Raw genomic sequence first — 22,773 nt, 5'->3', positions numbered from 1 at the left:
TTATCAGTCCCAGTTGAGGCCGCCACGCCGCCACACGTACGTGTAGGCGATGAAGACGGTGACGATGAACAGGACCATTTCCACGAATCCGAACAGGCCCAGCGCCTCGAACGAGACGGCCCACGGGTACAGGAAGATGGTCTCGATGTCGAAGACGATGAAGAGCATCGCCGTCAGGTAGAACTTCACCGGGAACCGGCCGCCGCCGACCGGTTGCGGCGCCGGCTCGATGCCGCATTCGTAGGCGTCGAGTTTCGCCCGGTTGTAGCGCTTCGGTCCGACGATCGGCGCGACGGACACCGAGAACAACGCGAAGAGCGCGCCGAGGATCAGCAACCCGACGATCGGGACGTATGGGTTGATCGTCATCTTCTCTCCCGTACGACTGTTAGCCGCTTCACACTAGTTTTTCGCTTTTGTAGTCCTTTGGTCGGGGTGCCCGATTCCGTCGTCAGACGGCGGGCGCCACCCTGGTCAAGCCGTTGATGATGCGGTCCATGGCGTCGCCTCCGCGCGGATCGGTGAGGTTGGCCAGGAGCTTGAGGACGAACCTCATCAACGTCGGGTGCGGCATGCCGTGCTTGGTGGCCAGCCGCATGATCTGCGGGTTGCCGATCAGCTTCACGAACACCCCGCCCAGCCGGTAGTAGCCGCCGAAACGGAGGCTCAGCTCGGCCGGGTACGCCCGCAGCGCCCGCTCCCGCTCCGGCCCCGCCGGGCGGGCCAGCGCCTGCACGGCCACCTCGGCGGCCAGCTCGCCGGACTCCATCGCGTACGCGATGCCTTCGCCGTTCATCGGGTTGACCATGCCACCCGAATCGCCGACCAGCATCACTCCACGGGTGTAATGCGGCACCCGGTTGAAGCCCATCGGGAGCGCCGCGCCCAGCGTCGGGCCCTCCGCGTTCGCCTCGTCCCGCATCCCCCAGTCCGCGGGGGTGGAGCCGAGCCAGTCGGTCAGCAGCGCGCGGTAGTTGGTCTTGCCGAAGGCGTCCGACGAGTTCAGGATGCCGAGGCCGACGTTCACCCGGCCGTCGCCCAGGCCGAAGATCCATCCGTACCCCGGGAGCAGCCGGCTCGGGTCCTGCGCGCTGCGCAGCTCCAGCCAGGACTCCAGGTAGTTGTCGTCCGAGCGCGCCGGGGAGCGGTAGTAGCGCCGGACGGCCACGCCGAGCGGGCGGTCGTCACGCTTGGCCAGGCCCAGTGCCAGCGGGAACTTGCCGGAGACGCCGTCGGCGGCGATCACCAGCGGCGCGCGGTACGAGACCGGCTCACGTCCCGGGCCGGCCTTGGCCTCGACGCCGATCACCTGCCCGTCCTCGTCCAGCACCGGGCCGGTCACGGTCACGTTCGTGCGCAGCAGGGCGCCGGCCTCCACCGCGCGGCGGGCCAGCATGTCGTCGAAGTCCAGGCGGGTGCGGACCAGGCCGTAGTTGGGGAAGCTGGCCAGCTCGGGCCAGTCCAGCTCGAGCCGGACGCCGCCGCCGATCACGCGCAGCCCACGGTTGTGCAGCCAGCCGGCCTTCTCGGAGGTGTCGACGCCCATCCGGACCAGCTGGCGGACCGCGCGGGGGGTCAGGCCGTCACCGCACACCTTCTCGCGGGGGAACTCGGTCTTCTCCAGCAGCAGGACACGTACGCCGTGCCGGGCGAGGTGGTAGGCGGCCGCGCTGCCGCCCGGTCCCGCGCCGACCACGATCACGTCAGCCTCGTCCGTGACGGTGGATGGCGGGTGGTCGTTCACGGTGCAGCCTCCGATCCGCAGTGCTCGTGAATTAGTTCACAAGCATGCCTCGATCGGAGTCTAGGCCGACTATCGACGATCTTCGCGCGCAGGTGGGGCTATTTGTTTCGGCGTGGCTAACGAATCGGGTCAGATTCCCCCAAAAGGCGCTCTGCCATCCCACGCGCCGGCCCCTCCAGGTGGTCTCGGATGGTTCCGCCCATCGCCCGGTCCAGCGCGACAATCAGTTCCTCTACCAGGTCCTGCGCGAGCAGCGGATCCTGCGCGGCGACCATCCGGATGCGGTTGGCCAGCTCGGTGGCGCGCCGTTCACCAGCCTCGCCGTCGTCGATCGCGATGTCGATGTCGGTGTCGTCGAGGTGCCCGAGTTTTGTCATGAGTTCGAGCTAAACAGCCGATTCGTATTCCGTACGTCGAATGCCGCTTTTGTCACTGACACGCGCGAGTTGATCAGCCCGGGCCTCCGGCCGCCTCCCGCCGGACCTCCGGCACGGGTCCGCAGGACCGCGGGATCCCGCCCGCGCCCCGCCCGGAACCGACGCCCGCCGCGCGCTCGCGCCCCACCCGGAACCGACGCCCGCCGCACGCCCGCGCCCCACCCGGAACCGACGCCCGCCGCCGCCCGCGCCCCACCCGGAACCGACGCCCGCCGCACGCCCGCGACCGGCCGGTGATCAACGCGGGCCGCGCCTGATGACCGACCGGGAGTCCAGCGTCGCCGCGTGCCCGCGCCCGGCTGGTGATCAGCGCCGGGTCGCGCGGTGCAGCGCCACGACGCCGCCGGTCATGTTCCGCCAGCCGACCCGGTCCCACGGCCCGGCCTCGGCGATCCGCCCGGCCAGCTCCGCCTGGTCCGGCCACGCCCGGATCGACTCGGCCAGATAGACGTACGCGTCCGGGTTGCTCGACACGCCACGCGCCACCACCGGCAGCGACCGCATCAGGTACTGCATGTAGACCGTCCGGAACGCCCGGTTCGTCGGGGTGCTGAACTCGCACACCACCAGCCGGCCACCCGGCCGGGTGACCCGGCCGAACTCACGCAGCGCAGCCGCCGTGTCCACCACGTTACGCAGAGCGAAGGAGATGGTCACCGCGTCGAAGGTGGCGTCCGGGAACGGCAGCCGCAACGCGTCACCGGCCAGCAGCGGCACGTCCGGCCGCACCCGCCGGCCCGCCCGCAGCATCCCGACCGACAGGTCCGCGCCGACCGCGAACGCCCCGGACCGGCCCAGCTCATCGGTGGAGACGCCGGTGCCCGCGCCGACGTCCAGGACCCGCTCCCCGGGCCGCAGGCCGAGCGCCGCCCGGGTGGCCCGGCGCCAGCCGCGGTCCCGGCCGAAGGCGAGCACGGTGTTGGTCAGGTCGTACCGCTCGGCCACGCCGTCGAACATCTCGGCGACCTCGTGCGGCTGCTTGTCCAGATCTGCGCGTGTCACGTCGCAACACTCTGCCACCCCGGACAACAGAACGGGCGGGATGGTGTCCCATCCCGCCCGCGCCTTGTGCGTTATATATACGACCGCCATCGGTCGGGTCCGACTGCTCGTCACCGACGCTGACCGCCTGGCGACGAATGAGTGTTCCGCTGCCTTACGACAGGCAACGTAACCAGCCGGATGGAGCCGGTACAGGCAACCCGCGGGCTCGTTACGAAGGAGCAATCCAGCCTCACCGGTCCGGCGAGCCCCACCCTGACCGAACGGTCAGGCGGGGCGCGCCGAAAAGCCCGGCCCGGCCGACACCCGCGGCAGCCGGGCAGGCACCGGCCCGACCCCGTCGTACTTTCCGGCGCTCGTGTCCTACCGGGCGTCCACCAGCGGCAGCCGGGTGCGGCCCGAGGACCCGCCGCCGGGCAGCGCGATCGACGAGAAGTGCGAGACCACCCGGTCGTCGGTCGGGTCGTCGGCGGGCGTCCGGTGCACCGCGAGGTGCCGGTACCACGTGTCGCGCCAGGCCGGGATGCGGTCGGCGGTGCGGATCATCGAGATGAGCTCCCGCAGGTTGGAGCGGTGCCGCGCCCCGGCCGAGGAGATCACGTTCTCCTCCAGCATGATCGAGCCCAGGTCGTCGACGCCCATGTGCAGCGCGAGCTGGCCGATGTCCTTGCCGGTGGTCAGCCAGGACGCCTGCAGGTGCGCGACGTTGTCGAAGAAGAGCCGGGACACCGCGATGAACCGCAGGTATTCCATCGTGGTGGCCTGGGTGCGGCCCTTGAGGTGGTTGTTCTCCGGCTGGTAGGTCCACGGGATGAAGGCGCGGAAGCCGCCGACCTCGTGCGACTGTTCGACCGAGACGTCCCGGTAGCCGTTGGCCACCGCCAGGTCCTGCACGTCGCGGATCATCCGGATGTGCTCGATGCGCTCGGCGTTGGTCTCGCCGGTGCCCATCATCATGGTGGCGGTCGAGGACAGGCCGTTACGGTGCGCCACCGCCATCACCTCGAGCCAGCGGGCGCCACTCTCCTTCAGCGGGGCGATCGCCTTGCGCGGCCGCTCGGGCAGCATCTCGGCGCCGGCACCGGCGATCGAGTCCAGCCCGGCGGCCTTGATCCGGACGATCGCCTCCTCGATCGAGGTGTTCGAGACCTTGGCCATGTGCAGGATCTCGCTCGGCCCGATCGAGTGGATGGCCAGCTGCGGGTAGGCCTGCTTGACCGAGGAGAACAGCTCCTCGTAGTACTCCACGCCGTACTCCGGGTGGTGGCCACCCTGCAGCATCACCTGGGTGGCGCCGAGCTCGACCGCCTCGCCGCAGCGGCGCAGGATCTCCTCGGTGGGGTGCGACCAGCCCTCCCGGTGCTTCGGGGCCCGGAAGAACGCGCAGAACTTGCACGCGGTGACGCACACGTTCGTGTAGTTGATGTTGCGGTCGATCAGATAGGTGACGATGCCGTCCGGATGGCGTCGGCGCCGGACCGCGTCGGCCGCCTCGCCCAGCGCGTGGAACGGGGCCTCGGTGTAGAGCAGCAGGGCCTCCTCGGGCGTGATCCGCCCGCCGTCAGCGCCACGCTGCAGGATGCTGTCGATCTCCGGGTTCACCGTCACGAGAGGAAGCGTACGTCCACCCCCGGACCGCCGTCAGCGGCCCGCGTCACCGGAGCGCCGGCTGTCGATCAGCGCGCCGAGTCCGTCCAGGACACGCTGCAGGCCGAAGGCGTATGCGTGCGCGGGATCGTAGGCGGTGCCGAGCGCCGCGCCGGCGGCCGCGCCGACCCGGGTCGCGGTCGGGTAGGCGTGCCGGTCGAAGACCGCCTCGAAGACCGGCCCGCGCTCCTGCCACCAGGCCCAGTCGGTCTCGTGGCTGCGCCCGGCCGCGGCCCGCGCGTCGGCGGCGGCCCGCGCCGCGGACTGCACGAAGCCGATCAGGAAGGTCAGCGCCGAGTCGATCTCCACGTCGTCCAGCCCGCAGCCGTCGAAGGCGCGCAGCTCGTGCTCGTACTTCGCCATCAGGCCGGGGCCCAGCGGCGGCCGGTTGGCCGGCATCGCGGCCACCCACGGGTGGTTCTCGACCAGCGCGCGGTTCTCCTCGGCGATCGCCGTGAGCCGCTCCCGCCAGGGCCGGTCCGGCAGCGGCACCCGCGGCATCGCCAGGTACACCCGGTCCAGCATCAGCTCCAGCAGGGTGGCCTTGTCCGGGACGTAGGTGTACAGCGTCATCGGCACCACGCCGAGCTCGCCCGCCACCCGGCGCATCGACACCGCGTCCAGCCCCTCGGCGTCGGCCAGGGCGATGCCGGTGTCCACCACGCGGGCGACGCTGAGGCCCGGACGCCGGCCTCGCTTGCGCTCGACCGCCTCCGGAAACCAGAGCAGATCGATGGTGCGACGCGCTTCGGCCATCTCGGGTGGCACTCCTTTCCTGTACGGCGTATTGTGTACGGCGTACAACTAACCCGCCCCCGGGGAGGCGTCATGCAGATCACGTCGTCCGTCGTCGCGCTCACCGTCGACGACGTTCCGGCCTCCAGCAAGTTTCTCGCGGACCACTTCGGCTACACCGAGCGGATGTCCGCCGAGGGCTTCGCCTCCCTCAGCCGTGCCGACGGTGGGGTGGACGTGGTGTTCCACGCCGTCGGGCTGGAGGTGCTGCCACCCGAGCTGCGGCACGTGCCGGTCGCCGGCACGATCGTCGCCTTCGTGGTCGACGACCTGGACGCGGAGCAGGACAGACTGCGCGCCGAGGGGGTCGAGCCGTCGCTGCCCATCCGGGAGGAGCCCTGGGGCGAGCGGCTGCTGCTGGTCACCGACCCCAATGGGGTCGTCTACGAGTTGGCGTCCTGGGCCGAGCCCGCGCCGGGCCGATAATCTCGACGGACTCGTTCAGGGGGTTGGAATTGCTCGTCGTTCACGGCGGCTGGGCGCCCGGATCCGGGCGCCCAGGCCGGTTGCTGCTCTGGGCCGAGGCTCCGGGGCCCGATGCGCCTCCGGCCTCCCGGGCCAGGGTGCGACCGCACCCCTTCGCGGCCGACGCCGAGACGCTGAGCACCGCCCTGCCGATCCCGGAGGCGTCCGCCGGCGTCGCCACCATCGGGTTGCCCGCCACCCCGCGCGGCCCGGTTCCCTCGCCGGAGACCGGCCTGGAGACCGCCGCACCGCGCGGCGTCCGCCTCGCGTCCTGGACGGTGCCGACCCTGTCGGTCCCGGGCGAGTCGGCGCTGACCGTGCTCGGCTCGCTCGCCGAACCGGACCCGGCGGCGCCCTGGGTGGCCGGCGCCTCGCTGCGCTATCTCTGCCTGCTCGCCGGCTGGGCCCGCGATCTCGCCCGGCACGGCCGGATGCTGCCGCAGCTGGTGATCGAGGAGGGCGTTCCGGCCGCACGCTGGCGCTCCGTGCTGACCGGCTCCGACCTGGCCGCCTACCGCGACTTCGCCGCCGGGATGCCGCCGGTGGTCCGGGCCCTCGGCGCGCCCCCGCGACCCGGCCGGGCCGCTGCCGCCGCGCCGGCGGGCGAGGGCGTCGGCCGGACCCTGCGGGACGCGCTCGAGACGATGCTGGACGCGGCCGCCCGTGCCACCCTGCCGGAGCGGATCCTGGGCGGACATCGCGCCGGCTCGCGGGCGCCGCTGCCCGATCGGTGGGTCACGGCGCTGACCGCGGCCGATCCCACCCTGCCCGGGGCGGGCGGCACCGAGCTGCGCGACCTGCGCAGGGCACTGGACGACTGGATGCGCGCGGCGCAGGCGGCGAACAGCCCGATCCGGGTCAGCTTCCGGCTGGTCGAGCCGGAGCCCGGGGAGGACGAGTGGGAGCTGGAGTTCGCCCTGCAGTCGGCCGAGGACTCCGGGCTCTATCTGCCCGCCGAGGCGGTCTGGGCCGGTGAGCGCTTCCCCGGGCTGCCCCGCCGCCCCGACGAGGCGCTGCTCGCCGGGCTGGGCCGGGCCGTCCGGCTGTTCCCCCAGCTGCACACCGCGCTGCGCCAACCGCGACCGGCCGCGATGCCGCTGAGCACCGCGGAGGCCTACGAGTTCCTGCGCCAGGCTGCCCCGCTGCTGCAGGCGGCCGGGTTCGGGGTGCAGCTGCCGGCCTGGGCCGGGCGCAAGGGCGTCGGGCTGAAACTGACCACCCGCTCCCGGTCCAAGGCCGGCGCGTCACGGGCGGCGGCCGGCTCCGGATTCGGCCTCACCGAGATCGTCGACTTCCGGCTCGACCTCGTCATCGGCGACGGCCCGGTCAGCGCCGAGGAGCTGGCCGAGCTGGCCCGGTTCAAGGTGCCGCTGGTACGGGTCCGCGGGCAGTGGGTGGAGCTCGACGACCGTCAGCTCAGGGCCGCCCTCAAGGCGGTCAACCGGCGGCGCAGCGGCGAGCTGACCGCGGCCGAGGTGCTGCAGCAGGTGGTCGAGGGCGGCGAGGAGGACCTGCCACTGGTCGATGTGGACGCCGACGGCACCCTCGGCGACCTGCTCTCCGGTCAGGCGTCGGAGCGCCTCGACCCGACGCCCACTCCGACCGGCTTCCGCGGCACGCTCCGGCCGTACCAGGAGCGCGGCCTGTCCTGGCTGCACTTCCTCAGCCGGCTCGGGCTGGGCGGGATTCTCGCCGACGACATGGGCCTGGGCAAGACCGCGCAGGCCATCTCGCTGCTGCTCACCGAGCGGGCCGGCGCCGCACCGGGCGAGGTCGCGCCGACCCTGCTGATCTGCCCGATGTCCCTGATCACGAACTGGCAGAAGGAGGCCGCCCGGTTCGCCCCGCAGCTGCGGGTCTACGTGCATCACGGCAGCACCCGGCAGCGCGGGGAGGACTTCCTCGCCGCGGTCGCCGCGGCGGATCTGGTCCTCACCACCTACGGCACCGCCGCCCGAGACCTGGAGGCGCTGCGCGAGGTCGGCTGGAGCCGGGTGGCCTGCGACGAGGCGCAGGCGATCAAGAACAGCGGCACCCGCCAGTCCCAGGCGGTGCGGGCCATCCCGGCGCGAACCAGGCTGGCGCTGACCGGCACCCCGGTGGAGAACCATTTGGCCGAGCTGTGGTCGATCATGGATTTCTGCAACCCCGGGCTGCTCGGGCCGGCGAAACGGTTCCGCCGCCGGTTCCAGGAGCCGATCGAGATCGACCAGGACGTGGACGCGACGGCGGCGCTGAAACGGGCGACCGGGCCGTTCGTGCTGCGCCGCCTCAAGACCGACAAGAACATCATCTCGGACCTGCCGGAGAAGAACGAGATGAAGGTGTGGTGCTCGCTCACCCCCGAGCAGGCCACCCTCTACCAGGCCGTGGTCGAGGACATGATGGCCGAGATCGAGAGCAGCGAGGGGATCCAGCGGCGCGGCAACGTGCTGGCCGCGATGATGAAGCTCAAGCAGGTCTGCAACCATCCGGCGCACCTGCTCAAGGACGGATCGCGGCTGCCTGACCGGTCCGGCAAACTGGCCCGCCTGGAGGAGCTGGCCGAGGAGATCGTCGAGGACGGCGACAAGGCCCTGATCTTCACGCAGTACTCCGAGTGGGGCTCGCTGCTTCAGCCGTACCTCGCGGCGCACCTGGACCGGCCGGTGCTGTGGCTGCACGGCGGACTCAGCAAGCCGCGCCGCGACGATCTGGTCGAGCGGTTCCAGACGGCGGACGAGCCGATGCTGTTCCTGCTCTCGCTGAAAGCGGCCGGCACCGGGCTCAACCTGACCGCGGCGAACCACGTCGTCCACTTCGACCGGTGGTGGAACCCGGCGGTCGAGGACCAGGCCACCGACCGGGCGTTCCGGATCGGACAGTCGCGCAACGTGCAGGTGCGCAAGTTCATCTGCACCGGCACGCTGGAGGAGAAGATCGACGCGATGATCGAGCGGAAGAAGGCCCTGGCGTCCGCGGTGGTCGGCACCGGCGAGGAGTGGATCACCGATCTGAGCACCGATCAGCTGCGGGAACTCTTCGCGCTCGACCCGGCGGCGGTGGGCTGAGATGCCGTTCGACAGGTCCGGCCAGTTCTACGAGGCCAGCCGAGCGATCGAGGTGGACGGCGGGCTCGCGGTCCGGTCGAAACGCGGCACGATCGGTGAGCAGTGGTGGTCACGGCGGTTCGTCGACGTGCTGGAGGAGATCTGCGATCCCGGACGGCTCGCCCGCGGGCGCGCCTATGCGCGCAAGGGGCAGGTCATCGACTTCACGTTGCGGCCGGGGCAGATGGTCGCCCGGGTGCAGGGGTCGCGGCCGACGCCGTACCAGGTGACGATCCGTATCAGCGCTTTCGATGACGCACAGTGGGCGGAGATCACCGAGGCGCTCGGCGCGCAGGCGCTCTACCGCGCCGCGCTGCTGGCCGGCGAGATGCCGCGCGAGATCGTCGACCTGTTCACCGATCTCGGGCTGCCGCTGTTCCCGTCCGAGCTGAACATCGACTGCTCCTGCCCGGACTGGGGCGTTCCGTGCAAGCACGGCTCCGCCGCGCTGTACGTCCTGGCCGAGGCCTTCGACGACGACCCGTTCCTGGTCCTCGCCTGGCGCGGACGCGCGCGTGAGCCGCTGCTGGACGCGCTGCGCGGCACCGCCGACCCGGGCGAGACCGTGGATCCGCTGGCCGTGGAGGAGCCGCCGCTCACCGACCGGCTGGCCGACTTCTACTCCCCCGGGATCAGCCTCGGCCGGCTGCGGGAGCGACCGGCCCGCAGCGGGACGCCCCCTGAGCTGCTGCTGCGCGCGCTCGACCCGCCGCCGGTCACGGTACGGCACATTCCGCTGATCGACCTGCTGCGCCGGGTGTACCGCGATCTGGCGGCCCCGGCGGAGGACTGACACGGTCACCTGCGGATCGACCGCCGCCCGTGCCGCAGCGAGTCGAGCGCGGCGAGCAGGGCAGGGCCGCGTCCATCGCAGACCGATCGTGGGCGAGTCCACGATGGACGCGGCGGGTTGGAGACTACCCGACCGGCGCGGAATTCGCCTCTCGGAGAGTGCCCATGAGCTTGCGAGGCGTAACAACCGGTGCCGGTAAGCGGTTGTCGATGTATCGGTCTGCCCCGGCTGGCCCGCCTCCGGGAACTAAGGTCGGATCATGAGTGAGATGAGCTACCGCCGGCTCGGCGAATCAGGCCTGGTGGTGTCCGTGGTCGGGATCGGCTGCAACAACTTCGGCCGCAAGCTCGACGCGGAGGGCACCCGCGAGGTCGTGGACGCCGCGTTCGACGCGGGGATCACCCTGTTCGACACCGCGGACATCTACGGCACTCCGCACGGCAGCTCCGAGCAACTGCTCGGCTCGGCGCTCAAGGGGCGCCGCGACGAGGTCGTGCTGGCCACCAAGTTCGGCATGAACATGGAAGGGATGAACGGGCGGGACTTCGGCGCCCGCGGCTCCCGCCGCTACATCGTGCGCGCGGTCGAGGCGTCCCTGCGCCGGCTGGAGACCGATTACATCGACCTCTATCAGATGCACGAGCCGGACCCGGCGACCCCGATCGAGGAGACCCTGGCCGCGCTGGACGACCTGGTCCGCTCCGGCAAGGTGCGCTACCTCGGCAATTCGAACTTCTCCGGCTGGCAGATCGCGGACGCCGACTGGACCGCCCGCGCCGCGAACCTCACCCCGTTCATCAGCGCCCAGAACCAGTACAGCCTGCTGCACCGGGACGTGGAGATCGAGGTGGTTCCGGCCTGCGAGCGCTTCGGGCTGGGCCTGCTGCCGTTCTTCCCGCTGGACTCGGGTCTGCTCTCCGGCAAGTACCGGCGCGACGAGAAGCCCGCGGCCGGCACCCGACTGGCCCAGGAGCGGTGGGCGCCGTGGCTGGCCCATGCCGACTGGGACACCATCGAGGCGCTGACCGCGTTCGGCGCCGAGCGGGGACACAGCCTGCTCGAGGTGGCGATCGCCGGACTGGCCGCCCGCCCCGCGGTGACCAGCGTCATCGCCGGCGCGACGACCCCGGACCAGGTGCAGGCCAACGCCGCGGCGGCGAGCTGGGATCTGGGCGCGGCCGACATCGCCGCCCTCGACGCCCTGCTGAACGGCTGATCCGCAGGAGAACGGGATAGTTCCGGGAACAACGCAACGGGGGCCGGGTGCGATGCACCCGGCCCCCGTTGGATTCACGCCCCCGGGGGGATCACCGCCCAGGGAAGCCTCCGCAGTAACGCGGAGCGGTCATTCGACGACGGTGACGATCCGGCGACGGCGCGCCATCCGGAACGCGATCACGCCCGCCACCAGGACCACCGCGCCGCCCGCGGCGAGCAGGCCCGCGGACGGGCCGGTGATCGGCAGGCTCACCTCGTCCTCGTCGCCCGACGCCACGGTCAGCGCGGCCTTGTCGTTGCCGTGCCGGGAGTCCTGCGGGCCGCCGTCCACCCGGACGTACCCGGCCTCGTGCGCACCCTCCTGGATCATGGCCTGGAAGGTGAACAGCGCCTTGCCGTTTCTGGGCAGCTGGTCGAGCACGAAACAGACCCAGTCCCGGCTGTCCAGGCCGCCATCGAGGTCCAGATCGTTCGGCGCGGTGCCGGGCAGGCACCACGGGTCGACCTCGGTCAGCTTGACGTTCGTCGGCACGTTGACGTGCACGTAATCGTCCCACTTGCTGTTGAACGGCACCTTCGCGGTCGGCCCCAGGTTCTGGCTGCCCACCTTGACCGTGGAGAGGTCACCGGCGGTACCGGTGAAGGCGCCGCCGATGGCCTTGCTGTCCGCCTCCGAGCGGCCGACCCGGACCGCGAACTCGGCGATGTTGTCCGCCGGGTTGAGGTCGTCGGTGACGTCGTCGTCGGTGATGCCGGCCGCCGAGACGGTCGTCTCCAGCTTCAATGCGGCGCCGGTCCTGGTCGCGTTGCGCTTCCTGAAGGCGGCCGCGTAGTCGTCGGTCAGACCGACCACCCCGACGAGCCCGTAGTAGTCCGCCGGGCCGGGCGTGTCCGCGCCGACCCGGATCCGCACCGGGGTGGATGCCGGCAGACCGGCCTCCGCGCCCGCCGGCAGCGGCTCGTCGAGCAGGCAGACCATGCCCTCGACCTCGGTGTCCTTCTCGCAGTTGCGGTAGTCGAGGATCGGCTCGACACCGCTCTGGGCCAGCAGCACCACGCCCAGCGCGCCGGACGGCGCGTTGCCGGTGTTGCGGACGGTCAGCGGCACGTCGGCGCTCTGGCCACGGCCCAGCCGCATGTCCTTGACGCCGGCGACCTCGATGTCGACACCGCTCTCGGTGGTCCGCACCACCTGCACCTGCACCTTGTCGGTCTCTTCGCCGCCCACCGTGCTGGTGACGTCGAAGTACGAGGTGAGGTTCGTGGTGGAGGAGACATCCGGCCGCACGGTGAGGGTGTAGCCGCGCCGTTCCCCGGCCGCCAACTTGTCGATCTCGCAGGCGGCGGCCGAGCAGCCGGCCGGCGGGACGAACCCGATGTCGGCCGGCACCGGCTCGAGACCGTTCGCGAAGCCGATGACGACGTCCTTCGCCTCCGCGCCACCGAAGTTGTGGACCTCGAACTTGACCGTCTTGGCCTGGCCGTCGATCACCGTCACGGCGTCGGTGATGTTGAGCAACACCATCGGGACATCGCCGGGTGCCGGGTCGTCGGCCTGCGCGGGGAGGGCCAGCCCGGCCACGGCCAGACCGGCTGCTACCGGCGGCAGGGCGAGGCGGCGGAGCAGGGCGCGCAAACGCATGGTCACCGTCTTCGAGCTTAGGCCGCCAGGTCGCGGCTGGAGAGAGTTCGAGCAGCGTACGGCCTGTGCGCAGGAAAGATCAAACCTCGGCGAAGAGGAGCTCGTCCCGTGGCAGCGGCGGCACCTCTCCGCGATTTGCGGCACGCCGGGCGAACTCCTGCACGCCCCGGATCTGCCGCTCGCCGAGGGAGAAGTCCAGCGCCCGGAAGTAGTTGGCCAGCGTGGCCGCGTCGAACGGCTCCCAGCGCGCGGCCGCCTCGGCCACCGCGTCCAGCTCGCCCAGGCACACCTCCTTGGACCGCTGGAACGCCTGGTGCACGTCCTTCACCTGGCCGGGGTGGGCGGTCGCGAAGTCCTTGCGGACCGCCCAGACGGCGAAGACCATCGGCAGCCCGGTCCACTCCCGCCAGGCGTCGGCCAGGTCGATCACCTGCAGGCCGAGCGCGGGCGCTTCGTACATCGCGCGTAGCGCCGGGTCGCCGATCAGCACTCCGGCGTCGGCCTCCTGCAGCATCTGCGACAGGTCGGGCGGGCAGCGGAAGTAGGCGGGCTCGACCGCATACCTCTCGGAGAGCAGCATCTGGGCCAGCAGGACGCCGGTGCGCGAGGTGGAGCCGAGCGCCACCGGGCGCTGGTCGAGCTCGACCGGCGGCCGGGTGGAGACCAGGTTGACCGAGAGCACCGGACCGTCGCTGCCGACCGCCAGGTCGGGCAGGAGAAGCAGTTGATCGGCGTGCTTCAGGTACTCCACCAGGGTGATCGGTCCGATGTCCAGGTCGCCGGCGACGAGGGCGGCGCTGAGCCGGTCCGGGGTGTCCTTGTGCAGATCCACGTCGAGCAGCGCGCCGGAACGCATCAGCCCCCAGTAGATCGGGAGGCAGTTGAGGAACTGGATGTGCCCGACCCGGGGCCGACGGACGCTGTCGCTCATGCAGCGACGGTATCCCCGAGGTCGGCGGATGCACCGGTCGGCGGGGTGACTGGTGGCTCACGTCGCACCAGCGGCAGGCCGCCGAGCGCGCCCCGCGGCCGGCCGGCGACGAGCACGGTGCGGCGAACGTGCCGCGCGCCCCCGCGACCGGGTCACCGGGACCCGGCCGAAATTCGGTGGACAGCGGAGGCTCGGGCGGTAGCGTGGAGGCCCGCTTGACGGCCGTGGTGAGCATGCACCGCAGCGGACGTCCCCCCGCGCCGGCGGCGGCCGACCCGCCTTCCGGATACGCGAGCGCAGCCCCGACCAGCCCGCCGAGGATGCCCCGTGCCCGCGCCTGACCTGCACGACGACCGTCTGGACACCGAACTCGCCGAGGAACGCCGCCATCTGAGCGAGTCCCGGGCCGCGCTGCGCCGGATGCGCGGCCGCGCCGAGGCCCTCTTCGCCACCGGCGACCGGGTGGCGGGCGACTCCTACACCGCCGAACAGCTGGGCCGGCACATGGCCCGCCGGGTCAAGGAGCTCGCCGACGACCCGGACACCCCGCTCTTCTTCGGCCGCCTCGACATCGAGGACACCGCCTACCACGTGGGCCGCCGGCACGTCACCGACGACGCCGGCGAGCCGATGGTGCTGGACTGGCGGGCGCCGCTGTCCCGCTCGTTCTACCGGGCCAGCGTGCGTGACCCGCAGGGGGTGGCCACCCGCCGCCGGTTCGGTTTCGTCAAGGGCGAGCTGACCAGTTTCGAGGACGAGCACCTGGACCGCGGCGAGGAGCTGGGCACCAGCAGCCGGATCCTGACCGCCGAGATCGAGCGGCCGCGCGTCGGGCCGATGCGGGACATCGTCGCCACCATCCAGCCGGAGCAGGACGAGCTGGTCCGGGCCGAGCTGGCCGACTCGATCTGCGTGCAGGGCGCGCCCGGGACCGGTAAGACCGCGGTCGGGCTGCACCGCGCGGCGTTCCTGCTCTACCTGCACCGGGAGCGGCTGCGCCGGTCCGGGGTGCTGATCGTCGGGCCGAACACCGCCTTCCTGTCGTACATCTCGGCGGTGCTGCCCACCCTGGGTGAGGTCGAGGTGCAGCAGTCCACGCTGGACGAGCTCATCGCCCGGGCTCCGGTCCGGGCCGCCGATCCGGCGCCGGCCGCGCTCGTCAAGCACGACGTACGGATGGCCGAGGTGCTGCGCCGGGCACTGTGGAGCCGCCTGGCCGAGCCGACCGAGCCGATCATGGTGTCGGACGGCTCGTACCGTTGGCGGATCGACACCGGGCCGCTGCTCCGGATCGTCGACGAGGCACGCCGCGAGGGACTGCCGTATTCGGTCGGCCGCGAGCGGGTCCGGGCCCGCGTGGTGGGCCTGCTGCAACGCCAGTCGGAGTACCGCACCGGCAACTCGCCGAGCGAGTCCTGGCTGCGCCGGATGAGCAAGGCCGCCCCGGTGACCGGCTTCCTGGAGTCCTGCTGGCCGGCCGTCACCCCGGAGTCCCTGGTGGCGGGCGTGCTGACCGACCCGTCGATCGCCGGGGACGTGCTCACCGCCGAGGAGCAGGACATGATCCGCTGGACCACGCCGCCCAGAACGGTGAAGTCGGCCCGATGGACGGCGGCCGACCTGGTCCTGCTCGACGAGGCCGCGGGCCTGCTGGACCGGGAGAGCAGTTTCGGTCACGTGGTCGTTGACGAGGCGCAGGATCTGTCGCCCATGCAGGCCCGCGCGATTGCCCGGCGCAGCGAGCACGGCTCGATCACCCTGCTCGGCGATCTGGCCCAGGGCACCGCGCCGTGGGCCACCACCGACTGGCGGGACATCCTCGAACACCTGGGCAAACCGGACGCCTCGGTCGTGCCGCTGACCGTCGGTTTCCGCGTACCGGAAGCCGTGGTGGCCCTGGCCAACCGCCTGCTCCCGGCGCTCGGCGTCGATGTCCCGGAGGCGGTCTCCCTGCGCCGCGACGGCGAGCTCGCGGTCGTGCCCGTCGCCGAGCCGGCCGACCTGGACGCGCGCACCCTGGCCGAGGTCGGCGCGGCGCTGGCGCACGAGGGCTCGGTCGCGGTGATCGCGGCGGACGCCGCGGTGGAGCGGCTGCGCGACCACCTCACGGCCGCCGGCATCGAGCACGCGACGCCCGACGACCTCGAGGCCACGGCGCGCGTCATGGTGGTCCCGGCGACCGTCGTCAAGGGCCTGGAGTACGACCATGTCATCGTGCACGAGCCGGCCGACATCGTGGCCGCCGAGCCACGCGGCCTCAACCGGCTGTACGTGGTGCTCACCCGCGCGGTGACCCGGCTCGCGGTCGTGCACGCCCGTCCCCTTCCGGGACCGCTTAACATCGCCTGATGTCCCGCATCGGAGTGATGTTCGACCGCGACCTGTCCCCTGAAGATCTGCAGACCTTCGCCGTGGCCGTGGAGGAGGCCGGCGCCGACGACCTCTGGGTGGTGGAAGACCTGGGCTGGGCCGGCTCGATCAGCGCGGCCGCGCTGGCCCTGGCCGCCACGTCCCGGATCCGGGTCGGCATCGGGATCACCCCGGCCCCGCTGCGCAGCCCGGCCCTGCTCGCCATGGAACTGGCCACGCTCGCCCGGGTGTACCCCGGCCGCCTGGTCGCCGGCCTCGGGCACGGCGTGCCGGAGTGGATGCGCCAGGTCGGCGTGGAGCCGAAGTCCAAGCTGGCCATGCTGGAGGAGACGATCCTCGTGGTGCAGGGGCTGCTGCGCGGCGAGACGGTGACGCTGAACGGGCGCGAGGTGTGCATCGACGGCGTACGCCTGGTGCACCCGCCCGTGGCGGTCCCGCCGATCGTCACCGGCGTGGTGCGGCCGCGCTCGCTGGAGCTCTCCGGCCGGGTCGCCGACGGCACGATCATCGCCGAGGGCAACGGGCCGGCTCAGCTCGCCGATGCGCTCGGGCACATCCGCCGGGGCGGCGCGACCGGCGGGCACGAGCTGATCGTCCTCACCTACCTGCACGTCAACGACGATCCGGCGGACGCGGCGAAGGTGACCGGCGCGATGGTCGCCGATCAGGCCGGCTGGCTGGGGCTGCCGCCGGAGGAGGTCTTCACCCTGATCGGCCCGGCCGCGGAGATTCCCGGCCGGGTGCGGTCGCTGACCGAGGCCGGGGCCGCGACGGTCGTGCTGCGGCCGCTCGGACCGGACCCGATTCCGCAGGTCCGGGCGGCGTTGCAGGCGCTGGGCCGCTGACCGGCCGACGCCGCGCGGCGCGCCGGCCGCGCGGCGTCCCGGTCACGCCGGCCGACGCGGTGATCCGGCGAGGACCGGGTCCACGCCGGTCGGCCGGAGCGTTATCCACAGCCCGGGACCGCTAGCTGTGGACAACCGCTCCGTGGTCGCCGGCGGCCCGTTCCGTCGCGGCTCGATCTCCCCGGGTGGACGCGGGCGCGCCGCTCGCGGTTCGGCCGGAAGACCGACACTTTCATGCCGGCGCTGGTGTCCGGATGCGAACATGCGGCTATGACGGTTCCCTCGCCCGGCGTGCCGAACTGGGTGGACCTGGCCACGGCCGATCTCGGCGACGCGATCCGGTTCTACACGGCGCTGTTCGGCTGGACCGCCGAGGTGTCCGGCGACGACTTCGGGGGGTACACCACCTTCTCGCTCAACGATCTCCCGGTGGCCGGCGCGGGGCCGCTGTTCGGCGAGGGGCAGCCGACCGCCTGGAGCACGTACATCGCTACCGGCGGCGCCGACGCGGTCGCCGGTCGGGTGGCCGCGGCGGGCGGGAAGGTGCTGGTCCCGCCGTTCGACGTGATGGATCAGGGCCGGATGGCGGCGTTCCTCGACCCGTCCGGCGCGCCGTTCAGCGTCTGGCAGGCCGGGATGATGCCCGGCGCCGGGGTGTTCGACGTGCCCGGGGCGCTCACCTGGACCGAGCTGAACACCCGGGACGTCGACCGGGCGCGGACCTTCTACGGGTCGGTGTTCGGCTGGGAGTTCCGGGAGGCGCAGGTGGGCGGCCTGCCGTACCTGCTCTGCGACAACCTGCGGCACCCGGTCGCCGGGATCCAGCCGATGATTGGCGAGGGGTGGGCCGACGACGTGCCGCCGTACTGGCTGGTGTACTTCGCGGTCGGGGACTGTGACGTGGCGGCCGAGCACGCGTTCGCGCTGGGCGCCCGGCTCGTCAACCCGCCGACGACGATCTCCATCGGACGGTACGCGGTGCTGGAGGATCCGCAGGGCGCGACGTTCGCGATCCTCGCCGGACGCCGCTGACGGCGAAGGGGCCGCCCCACCGGGCGGCCCCTTGTCGAGATCAGTTCTGGGCTGGATCAGCGCAGCAGGTCGGGGACCCGCTCGAACAGCTGCTCGGTGTAGGTGAGCATCTCGTGCAGCATCCAGTTGCCGGTGAACAGCAGCACCGCCCCGATCGCGACCGCCTTCGGCACGAACGACAGCGTCGCCTCCTGGATCTGCGTCACCGACTGGAACAGCGAGATCGCGAAACCGATCGCGAGGGCCGTCAGCAGCACCGGAGCGGACATCTTCGCCGCGATGCTCATCGCCTGCAGTCCCAGCTCAACCACCATCGTGTCGGTCATGCCCCCCAGTTCGGGCGGCCGGGCGGCCCGCGGAGTGCCGACCGGTCACCTCCCGGTTGCCGTTCGGTTCGCGCCGCCGGAAACCTCAAGTGGCCCGCGGCAGCGCCGCGCCTCAGGCGCGCACGGCGACGACCAGCGGACCGCGGTCGCCGGGGATCACCCGGACCCGCACGCGGTAGTGCTCGGCCAGGTTCGCCTCGGTGAGCACGTCGGCGGGCACCCCGGCCGCGACCACCCGGCCGCCCGCCATCAGCACCATCCGATCCGCGTACTCGCCGGCGGTCGACAGGTCGTGCATGGTGGCCAGCACGGTCAGGCCCCGCTCGGCGCGCAGCCGGTCGACCAGTTCCAGAACCTCCTGCTGGTGGCCGATGTCGAGGGCGCTGGTCGGCTCGTCCAGCAGCAGGATCCGGGCGCCCTGGGCGAGTGCCCGGGCCAGGAACACGCGCTGCCGCTCACCGCCGGAGAGCGTGTCCAGCCGGCGGTGGGCGAACGGCGTCAGGTCGAGCGCGGCGAGCTCCTCCTCGACCGCGGCGAGGTCGGCGGCCGACTCCCGGCCCAGTGGTGCGATGTACGGCGTACGGCCGAGCAGCACGTAGTCGTAGACGCTCATCGCGGGCGGGACGACCGGGTTCTGCACGACCACCGCGACCGCTCTGGCCCGCTCCCGGCGGTGCAGCGCCTCCACCGGCCGGCCGTGCAGGCGCACCGTGCCGCGGAACGGGAGCAGGCCGGCCACGGCGCGCAGGGCGGTCGACTTGCCGGCCCCGTTCGGGCCGATCACGGTGACCCACTCGCCCTCGGCCACATCGAGGTGAACCCGGTCGACGATCAGGGCGCCGTCGAGCCGTACGGTCAGGCCACCGACCGTGATGGCCGGGGGATCCGTGGCCGCGCCGCTTCCCGGGCCGGCGGTCACGTCGGCGCCGAACGGCTGGTGCGCAGCACCAGGACGAAGAAAGGCGCGCCGAGGAACGCCGTGACCACCCCGATCGGGATCTCCGCCGCGCCGCCGGCGACCCGGGCGAGAAGGTCGGTCAGGGTCAGGAACGCCGCGCCGAACAGCAGCGACAACGGCACCAGCGAGCGATGGCCGGGCCCGCTCAGCAACCGCAGCGTGTGCGGAACGATGATGCCGACGAAGCCGATCAGGCCGGAGACCGAGACGGCCGCGGCGGTGCCCAGCGACGCCGCCACAATCAACACGTAGCGGCTGCGCCGGGGGTGCAGGCCGAGACTGGACGCCTCCTCGTCGCCGACGGTGAGCACGTCCAGCTGGCGCCGCTGGGCGAGCACGATCGCCGCGGTCACCACCGTGTACGGCAGCACCACCAGCACGTCGTGCCAGCCCGCGGTGGCCAGCCGGCCGAGCAGCCAGGAGTACACCTCGCGCAGCGACTCGACGTGCCGCTGCAGCAGGTACGTCTGCACCGCGGAGAGGAACGCGGAGACCGCCACCCCGGCCAGGACCAGTGCCGCCGGTGACCGGTCACGCCCACCGGCCGCGCCCAGCACCCAGGTCAGGGTCACCGCGATCAGGCCGCCGGCGAACGCGGCCGCCGGCACTCCGATCGGCAGTCCCGCCGTGGCGTCGGCGGCCGGCCGCAGCACGATCACCGCGGTCACGCCCAGTCCGGCTCCGGCGGCCACGCCGAGCAGGTGCGGGTCGGCCAGCGGATTGCGGAAAGCGCCCTGGTACGCGGCGCCGGCCAGGGCCAGCATCGCGCCGACCAGCAGGCCGAGCACCACCCGGGGCAGCCGCAGCTGGGTCAGGATGGCGACGTCCCGCTCGGTGAGGCCGCTGTCCAGGCGTACCCCGGGAATCAGGTTGAGCAGCTCGACCGCGACGCCGCCGGGCGGCAGCGAGACCGAGCCGAAGGCGAGGCCGGCGATGACCGCGACCAGCACGGCCAGCACGCCGGACGCCAGCCAGGCCGGGCGCAGCCCGGCCGGCCTCATGAGGCCGGAACCTTGCGCACCGCGTCGGCGACCGCCCGCACGAGATCAACGGTACGGGGTCCCCAGCGCGACGCGATGTCGTCGTCGAGCGGGTAGATCTGCCCCGAGCGCACCGCCGTGATCGAGGACCAGCCCTTGCGCGCCTCGACCGTCGCGACGGACTGCTGGCAGCACTCGGTGTCGGCCAGGAAGATCGTGTCCGGGTTCGCCTCGACCAGCGCTTCCGCGGAGAGCTGGGGGTACCCGCCGGTGCTGCCGTCGGCGTCCGCGGGGTCCGCGACGTTGGTCATCCGGAACAGGTCGAACACCCCGCCGATGAAGGTCTTCGACGTCGCGGAGTACAGCTCCGGGCTGAGCTCGTAGTAGTAGCTGAGCGGCTTGCCGCGCGCCGGGACCGCCTTCACGATCTGATCGATGTCGGCCCTCATCCGCTGGTTGACCGCCTCCGCCTCGCCGGCGTGGCCGGTCAGCGTGCCCAGCTCGCCGATCTCCTTGTAGGTCTCCTGCAGGCTCCGCGCCGCCGGCACCTGGAACACCGGGATCTTGAGTTCGCCGAGCTGGGCGACGATCTGGTCGATGTCGTTGGCGAGCACCACCAGGTCCGGATCCTTGGCGGCGATCGCCTCGGCCTTCGGTTTGAAGCCGGAGAGGTCGCTCTTCGGGGCCTCGGCCGGATAGTCCGACTGGTCGTCGACCGCGGTCACCTGGGAGCCGGCGCCGATCGCGAAGAGCATCTCGGTGGCGGTCGGGCTCAGCGAGACGATCTTCTCAGGACGGCTGTCCAGGGTCAGCGTGCCGACCGTGACCGGATAGCCGGCGGCTGTCGCGCTGGGTGCGCCGGCCCCGCTGTTCGAGTTGTCGCCCGCCTGGTCACCGCAGCCGGTGAGTAGCAGGGCGGCCGCCGTCGCGGCGGCGAGAAACGCGCGTTTCATCGGGATCCTCCTGTCGGCCGGGCATGGTGAATCGCCGACAGGGCCGGTGGCCGCCGCCCGCGAGACGCCCCTCCCCGGGAGCGCTGGTTCGCGACCGACGCCCCAGGCGACCTGGCTAACCTCGCGCGGAGGGATCACAGTTGCGGGACAGCGCCGGATTCGCACCGGCTTCGCTGTGGCGCGGTCCCGGAAACGCTAACCCACCGCGAAGCGGGCCGCCGCCGGACGGCGCGGTTCCGTAAGCTCGGACACCCCCGCCGTTCCACGACCGCCCGCCGGGGCCCGCTCCGGCCCCGCGGGCGGGTCCGGGCCGACCGCGTCCGTGCTGGTCAGGGCTCTTCCGGGCGGCGCGGTAGCCGATCCGCCGGGACCGCCGCCGGCCGGCGGTCCGCCGATCGGCGCGCAGAGGTGTATTTGGGCCCTGGACACCGCCGGTCAGCCGGTCACGGCGCCGCGCGATGTGACCGGACTCGGCCGACACCGCCTGAACTCCGGCGCCGCCGAGGTCCTCCGGCCGCCACCGCGCACCGTGGCGCGCCGGTCCCGCGGCTACCTGCCCGCTTCGCTCTTCTTCTCGGTCGCCGGGTCGCCCGCGGCAGCCGCCTCGCCGGTGGCCGCGCTGCGGGTGGCCGTGCTGCCGCTATCCGTGCTGCGGGTGGCCGTGCTGCCGCTGTCCGCGCTGCCGCTGTCCGCGCTACCGCTGTCTGCGCTGCCGCCGTCCGCACTGCCGCTGTCCGCGTTGCGGGTGGCCGCGCTGCCGGTGGCTGCGCTGCCGCTGTCCGCGCTGCCGGTGGCCGCGCTCGCGGCGGCGCTGTCGCCGGCTTCGGCGGCGACGACCCGGTCACCGGCCGCCGCGGCGGCGTCGTCACCGGCGAGGGCGGAGCGCAGGCGCGCCTTCTCCGCCGACCGCCGCTGCGCCACCGAACCGAGCTGCTCCGCCATCTCGTCACGCCACCTGCGCAGCAGGAAGAACGCGAAACCGGCCGAGGCGACGAACGCGATCATCGCCTTGACCAGGATGTTCAACGGCAGCGGGAACAGCGCGGCGAAGACCACCACGAACAGGCCGAACCGGCCGAGGGTGTACTTGACGGCGGGACTCATGATTTCTCTCCCTCAGCCCGACCGCCGGCGGAGCCAGCGGAGGCCGTAGAACCAGACGAAGCAGTACACGACCGTACCGGTCACGGCTCCGGCGCCGCCGCTGACCAGGGGCGGGGTGTACGGCGCTAGCAGACCGGCGACGGTCATCCCGAGAGCGGTCCCGAACCCGATGCCCAGCAGCGCCACGATGACCCGGTCCGCGCCGTAGCCCGCGGCCCGGAACTGCTCGACGAACAGCCAGACCGGCAGGATCACGATCAGCCAGCCGTTCGTCCGGCCGAAGTCGGCGATCCCGGTCAGGGCCAGGATCCCCTCCAGCACCAGGACCACCGCGATCCCGACGACCAGGCCGGCGAACGCGGCGCCGAGCAGGTCACCGACGGTCGCCACCGGTCCCGGATCGCGCCGCAGACCGCCCGTGCTCCGCTGCTGGCTCATCAGA

At 72.4% G+C, this 22,773-nt stretch carries 21 protein-coding genes and 1 riboswitch; of the genes, 7 read left to right on the top strand and 14 right to left on the bottom strand.

Annotated features, from left to right (window positions below; all coding sequences use genetic code 11):
* Window positions 1-3: 3 nt before the first annotated feature.
* From ACTEI_RS01145 to ACTEI_RS01115, 6 genes are all read right to left on the bottom strand, one after another.
* A complete protein-coding gene (locus tag ACTEI_RS01145; RefSeq protein WP_122975933.1) occupies window positions 4-369 on the bottom strand; it encodes an NADH-quinone oxidoreductase subunit A in 366 nt (121 codons plus the stop codon).
* 82 nt (window positions 370-451) lie between these two features.
* Window positions 452-1,744 (bottom strand): geranylgeranyl reductase family protein, encoded by a 1,293-nt coding sequence (locus ACTEI_RS01140; protein WP_122975932.1) that lies wholly within the window; start codon window positions 1,742-1,744, stop codon window positions 452-454.
* Between the two features lie 116 nt (window positions 1,745-1,860).
* Entirely contained in the window at window positions 1,861-2,121 is a 261-nt protein-coding gene (locus ACTEI_RS01135; RefSeq protein ID WP_122975931.1) for a hypothetical protein, read from the bottom strand.
* Window positions 2,122-2,487: 366 nt separating this feature from the next.
* Window positions 2,488-3,138, bottom strand: a complete 651-nt coding sequence (locus ACTEI_RS01125) for a demethylmenaquinone methyltransferase (RefSeq protein WP_239082533.1) — start codon at window positions 3,136-3,138, stop codon at window positions 2,488-2,490.
* 408 nt (window positions 3,139-3,546) lie between these two features.
* Window positions 3,547-4,791 carry a cyclic dehypoxanthinyl futalosine synthase gene (gene mqnC, locus ACTEI_RS01120; RefSeq protein ID WP_122975929.1) on the bottom strand — a complete coding sequence of 415 codons (1,245 nt, stop codon included), beginning with the start codon at window positions 4,789-4,791 and terminating at the stop codon, window positions 3,547-3,549.
* 33 nt (window positions 4,792-4,824) lie between these two features.
* On the bottom strand, window positions 4,825-5,586 hold the full coding sequence (locus ACTEI_RS01115; RefSeq protein ID WP_122975928.1) for a TetR/AcrR family transcriptional regulator: 762 nt from the start codon (window positions 5,584-5,586) through the stop codon (window positions 4,825-4,827).
* Between the two features lie 72 nt (window positions 5,587-5,658).
* Between ACTEI_RS01115 and ACTEI_RS01110 the strand changes: the two genes are divergently transcribed.
* From ACTEI_RS01110 to ACTEI_RS01095, 4 genes are all read left to right on the top strand, one after another.
* Window positions 5,659-6,051 (top strand): VOC family protein, encoded by a 393-nt coding sequence (locus ACTEI_RS01110; protein WP_122975927.1) that lies wholly within the window; start codon window positions 5,659-5,661, stop codon window positions 6,049-6,051.
* Window positions 6,052-6,080: 29 nt separating this feature from the next.
* Window positions 6,081-9,140 (top strand): DEAD/DEAH box helicase, encoded by a 3,060-nt coding sequence (locus ACTEI_RS01105; protein ID WP_122975926.1) that lies wholly within the window; start codon window positions 6,081-6,083, stop codon window positions 9,138-9,140.
* 1 nt (window position 9,141) lies between these two features.
* Window positions 9,142-9,972, top strand: a complete 831-nt coding sequence (locus ACTEI_RS01100; RefSeq protein ID WP_122975925.1) for an SWIM zinc finger family protein — start codon at window positions 9,142-9,144, stop codon at window positions 9,970-9,972.
* A gap of 259 nt (window positions 9,973-10,231) precedes the next feature.
* The gene (locus ACTEI_RS01095; RefSeq protein ID WP_187645966.1) at window positions 10,232-11,188 is read left to right on the top strand and encodes an aldo/keto reductase; all 957 of its coding nucleotides are present in this window, start codon (window positions 10,232-10,234) and stop codon (window positions 11,186-11,188) included.
* A 129-nt stretch (window positions 11,189-11,317) separates the two neighbouring features.
* Here ACTEI_RS01095 and ACTEI_RS01090 read toward each other — a convergent pair whose 3' ends face one another.
* Window positions 11,318-12,838, bottom strand: a complete 1,521-nt coding sequence (locus ACTEI_RS01090) for a hypothetical protein (RefSeq protein ID WP_145830790.1) — start codon at window positions 12,836-12,838, stop codon at window positions 11,318-11,320.
* Between the two features lie 73 nt (window positions 12,839-12,911).
* A complete protein-coding gene (locus tag ACTEI_RS01085) occupies window positions 12,912-13,763 on the bottom strand; it encodes a menaquinone biosynthetic enzyme MqnA/MqnD family protein (protein ID WP_122975922.1) in 852 nt (283 codons plus the stop codon).
* Between the two features lie 327 nt (window positions 13,764-14,090).
* Between ACTEI_RS01085 and ACTEI_RS01080 the strand changes: the two genes are divergently transcribed.
* The 3 genes from ACTEI_RS01080 (at window position 14,091) to ACTEI_RS01070 (ending at window position 18,010) form a co-directional block, all read left to right on the top strand.
* Entirely contained in the window at window positions 14,091-16,112 is a 2,022-nt protein-coding gene (locus tag ACTEI_RS01080; protein ID WP_122975921.1) for a HelD family protein, read from the top strand.
* Complete coding sequence (locus ACTEI_RS01075) at window positions 16,112-16,978, top strand: LLM class flavin-dependent oxidoreductase (RefSeq protein WP_122975920.1); 867 nt, start codon at window positions 16,112-16,114, stop codon at window positions 16,976-16,978. Before ACTEI_RS01080 ends, ACTEI_RS01075 begins: the two co-directional genes overlap by 1 nt.
* A gap of 270 nt (window positions 16,979-17,248) precedes the next feature.
* Window positions 17,249-18,010, top strand: a complete 762-nt coding sequence (locus tag ACTEI_RS01070; RefSeq protein ID WP_122975919.1) for a VOC family protein — start codon at window positions 17,249-17,251, stop codon at window positions 18,008-18,010.
* A 56-nt stretch (window positions 18,011-18,066) separates the two neighbouring features.
* Here the strand turns inward: ACTEI_RS01070 and fliQ are convergent, their stop codons facing one another.
* The 6 genes from fliQ to ACTEI_RS01040 form a co-directional block, all read right to left on the bottom strand.
* Window positions 18,067-18,336, bottom strand: coding sequence for a flagellar biosynthesis protein FliQ (fliQ, locus tag ACTEI_RS01065; protein ID WP_122975918.1), 270 nt, complete (start codon window positions 18,334-18,336; stop codon window positions 18,067-18,069).
* Window positions 18,337-18,448: 112 nt separating this feature from the next.
* The gene (locus tag ACTEI_RS01060) at window positions 18,449-19,255 is read right to left on the bottom strand and encodes an ABC transporter ATP-binding protein (protein WP_187645965.1); all 807 of its coding nucleotides are present in this window, start codon (window positions 19,253-19,255) and stop codon (window positions 18,449-18,451) included.
* Window positions 19,252-20,295: a FecCD family ABC transporter permease gene (locus ACTEI_RS01055; RefSeq protein ID WP_122975917.1), complete on the bottom strand. Its 1,044-nt coding sequence runs from the start codon at window positions 20,293-20,295 to the stop codon at window positions 19,252-19,254. Before ACTEI_RS01055 ends, ACTEI_RS01060 begins: the two co-directional genes overlap by 4 nt.
* Window positions 20,292-21,227, bottom strand: coding sequence for an ABC transporter substrate-binding protein (locus ACTEI_RS01050; protein ID WP_122975916.1), 936 nt, complete (start codon window positions 21,225-21,227; stop codon window positions 20,292-20,294). Before ACTEI_RS01050 ends, ACTEI_RS01055 begins: the two co-directional genes overlap by 4 nt.
* Window positions 21,228-21,337: 110 nt before the next feature.
* A riboswitch (cobalamin riboswitch) is annotated at window positions 21,338-21,396 on the bottom strand.
* Between the two features lie 380 nt (window positions 21,397-21,776).
* The gene (locus ACTEI_RS39120) at window positions 21,777-22,331 is read right to left on the bottom strand and encodes a DUF4229 domain-containing protein (protein WP_307837893.1); all 555 of its coding nucleotides are present in this window, start codon (window positions 22,329-22,331) and stop codon (window positions 21,777-21,779) included.
* A gap of 12 nt (window positions 22,332-22,343) precedes the next feature.
* A complete protein-coding gene (locus ACTEI_RS01040) occupies window positions 22,344-22,769 on the bottom strand; it encodes a hypothetical protein (RefSeq protein ID WP_122975915.1) in 426 nt (141 codons plus the stop codon).
* Window positions 22,770-22,773 lie beyond the last annotated feature (4 nt).

This window comes from Actinoplanes teichomyceticus ATCC 31121 (assembly GCF_003711105.1).
In the GTDB taxonomy this organism is placed as follows: Bacteria; Actinomycetota; Actinomycetes; order Mycobacteriales; family Micromonosporaceae; genus Actinoplanes; species Actinoplanes teichomyceticus.
This window is presented reverse-complemented; position numbering and strand designations above follow the sequence as displayed.

Excerpts from the sequence above, each read along its gene's own strand:
- ACTEI_RS01135 (WP_122975931.1), bottom strand. The coding sequence starts at position 2,121 with ATGACAAAACTCGGGCACCTCGACGACACCGACATCGACATCGCGATC.
- fliQ (WP_122975918.1), bottom strand. The coding sequence starts at position 18,336 with ATGACCGACACGATGGTGGTTGAGCTGGGACTGCAGGCGATGAGCATC.
- ACTEI_RS01115 (WP_122975928.1), bottom strand. The coding sequence starts at position 5,586 with ATGGCCGAAGCGCGTCGCACCATCGATCTGCTCTGGTTTCCGGAGGCG.
- ACTEI_RS01145 (WP_122975933.1), bottom strand. The coding sequence starts at position 369 with ATGACGATCAACCCATACGTCCCGATCGTCGGGTTGCTGATCCTCGGC.
- ACTEI_RS01075 (WP_122975920.1), top strand. The coding sequence starts at position 16,112 with ATGTCCCGCATCGGAGTGATGTTCGACCGCGACCTGTCCCCTGAAGAT.
- ACTEI_RS01095 (WP_187645966.1), top strand. The coding sequence starts at position 10,232 with ATGAGTGAGATGAGCTACCGCCGGCTCGGCGAATCAGGCCTGGTGGTG.
- ACTEI_RS01050 (WP_122975916.1), bottom strand. The coding sequence starts at position 21,227 with ATGAAACGCGCGTTTCTCGCCGCCGCGACGGCGGCCGCCCTGCTACTC.
- ACTEI_RS01110 (WP_122975927.1), top strand. The coding sequence starts at position 5,659 with ATGCAGATCACGTCGTCCGTCGTCGCGCTCACCGTCGACGACGTTCCG.
- ACTEI_RS01085 (WP_122975922.1), bottom strand. The coding sequence starts at position 13,763 with ATGAGCGACAGCGTCCGTCGGCCCCGGGTCGGGCACATCCAGTTCCTC.
- ACTEI_RS39120 (WP_307837893.1), bottom strand. The coding sequence starts at position 22,331 with ATGAGTCCCGCCGTCAAGTACACCCTCGGCCGGTTCGGCCTGTTCGTG.
- ACTEI_RS01125 (WP_239082533.1), bottom strand. The coding sequence starts at position 3,138 with ATGTTCGACGGCGTGGCCGAGCGGTACGACCTGACCAACACCGTGCTC.
- ACTEI_RS01100 (WP_122975925.1), top strand. The coding sequence starts at position 9,142 with ATGCCGTTCGACAGGTCCGGCCAGTTCTACGAGGCCAGCCGAGCGATC.
- ACTEI_RS01070 (WP_122975919.1), top strand. The coding sequence starts at position 17,249 with ATGACGGTTCCCTCGCCCGGCGTGCCGAACTGGGTGGACCTGGCCACG.
- ACTEI_RS01055 (WP_122975917.1), bottom strand. The coding sequence starts at position 20,295 with ATGAGGCCGGCCGGGCTGCGCCCGGCCTGGCTGGCGTCCGGCGTGCTG.
- ACTEI_RS01040 (WP_122975915.1), bottom strand. The coding sequence starts at position 22,769 with ATGAGCCAGCAGCGGAGCACGGGCGGTCTGCGGCGCGATCCGGGACCG.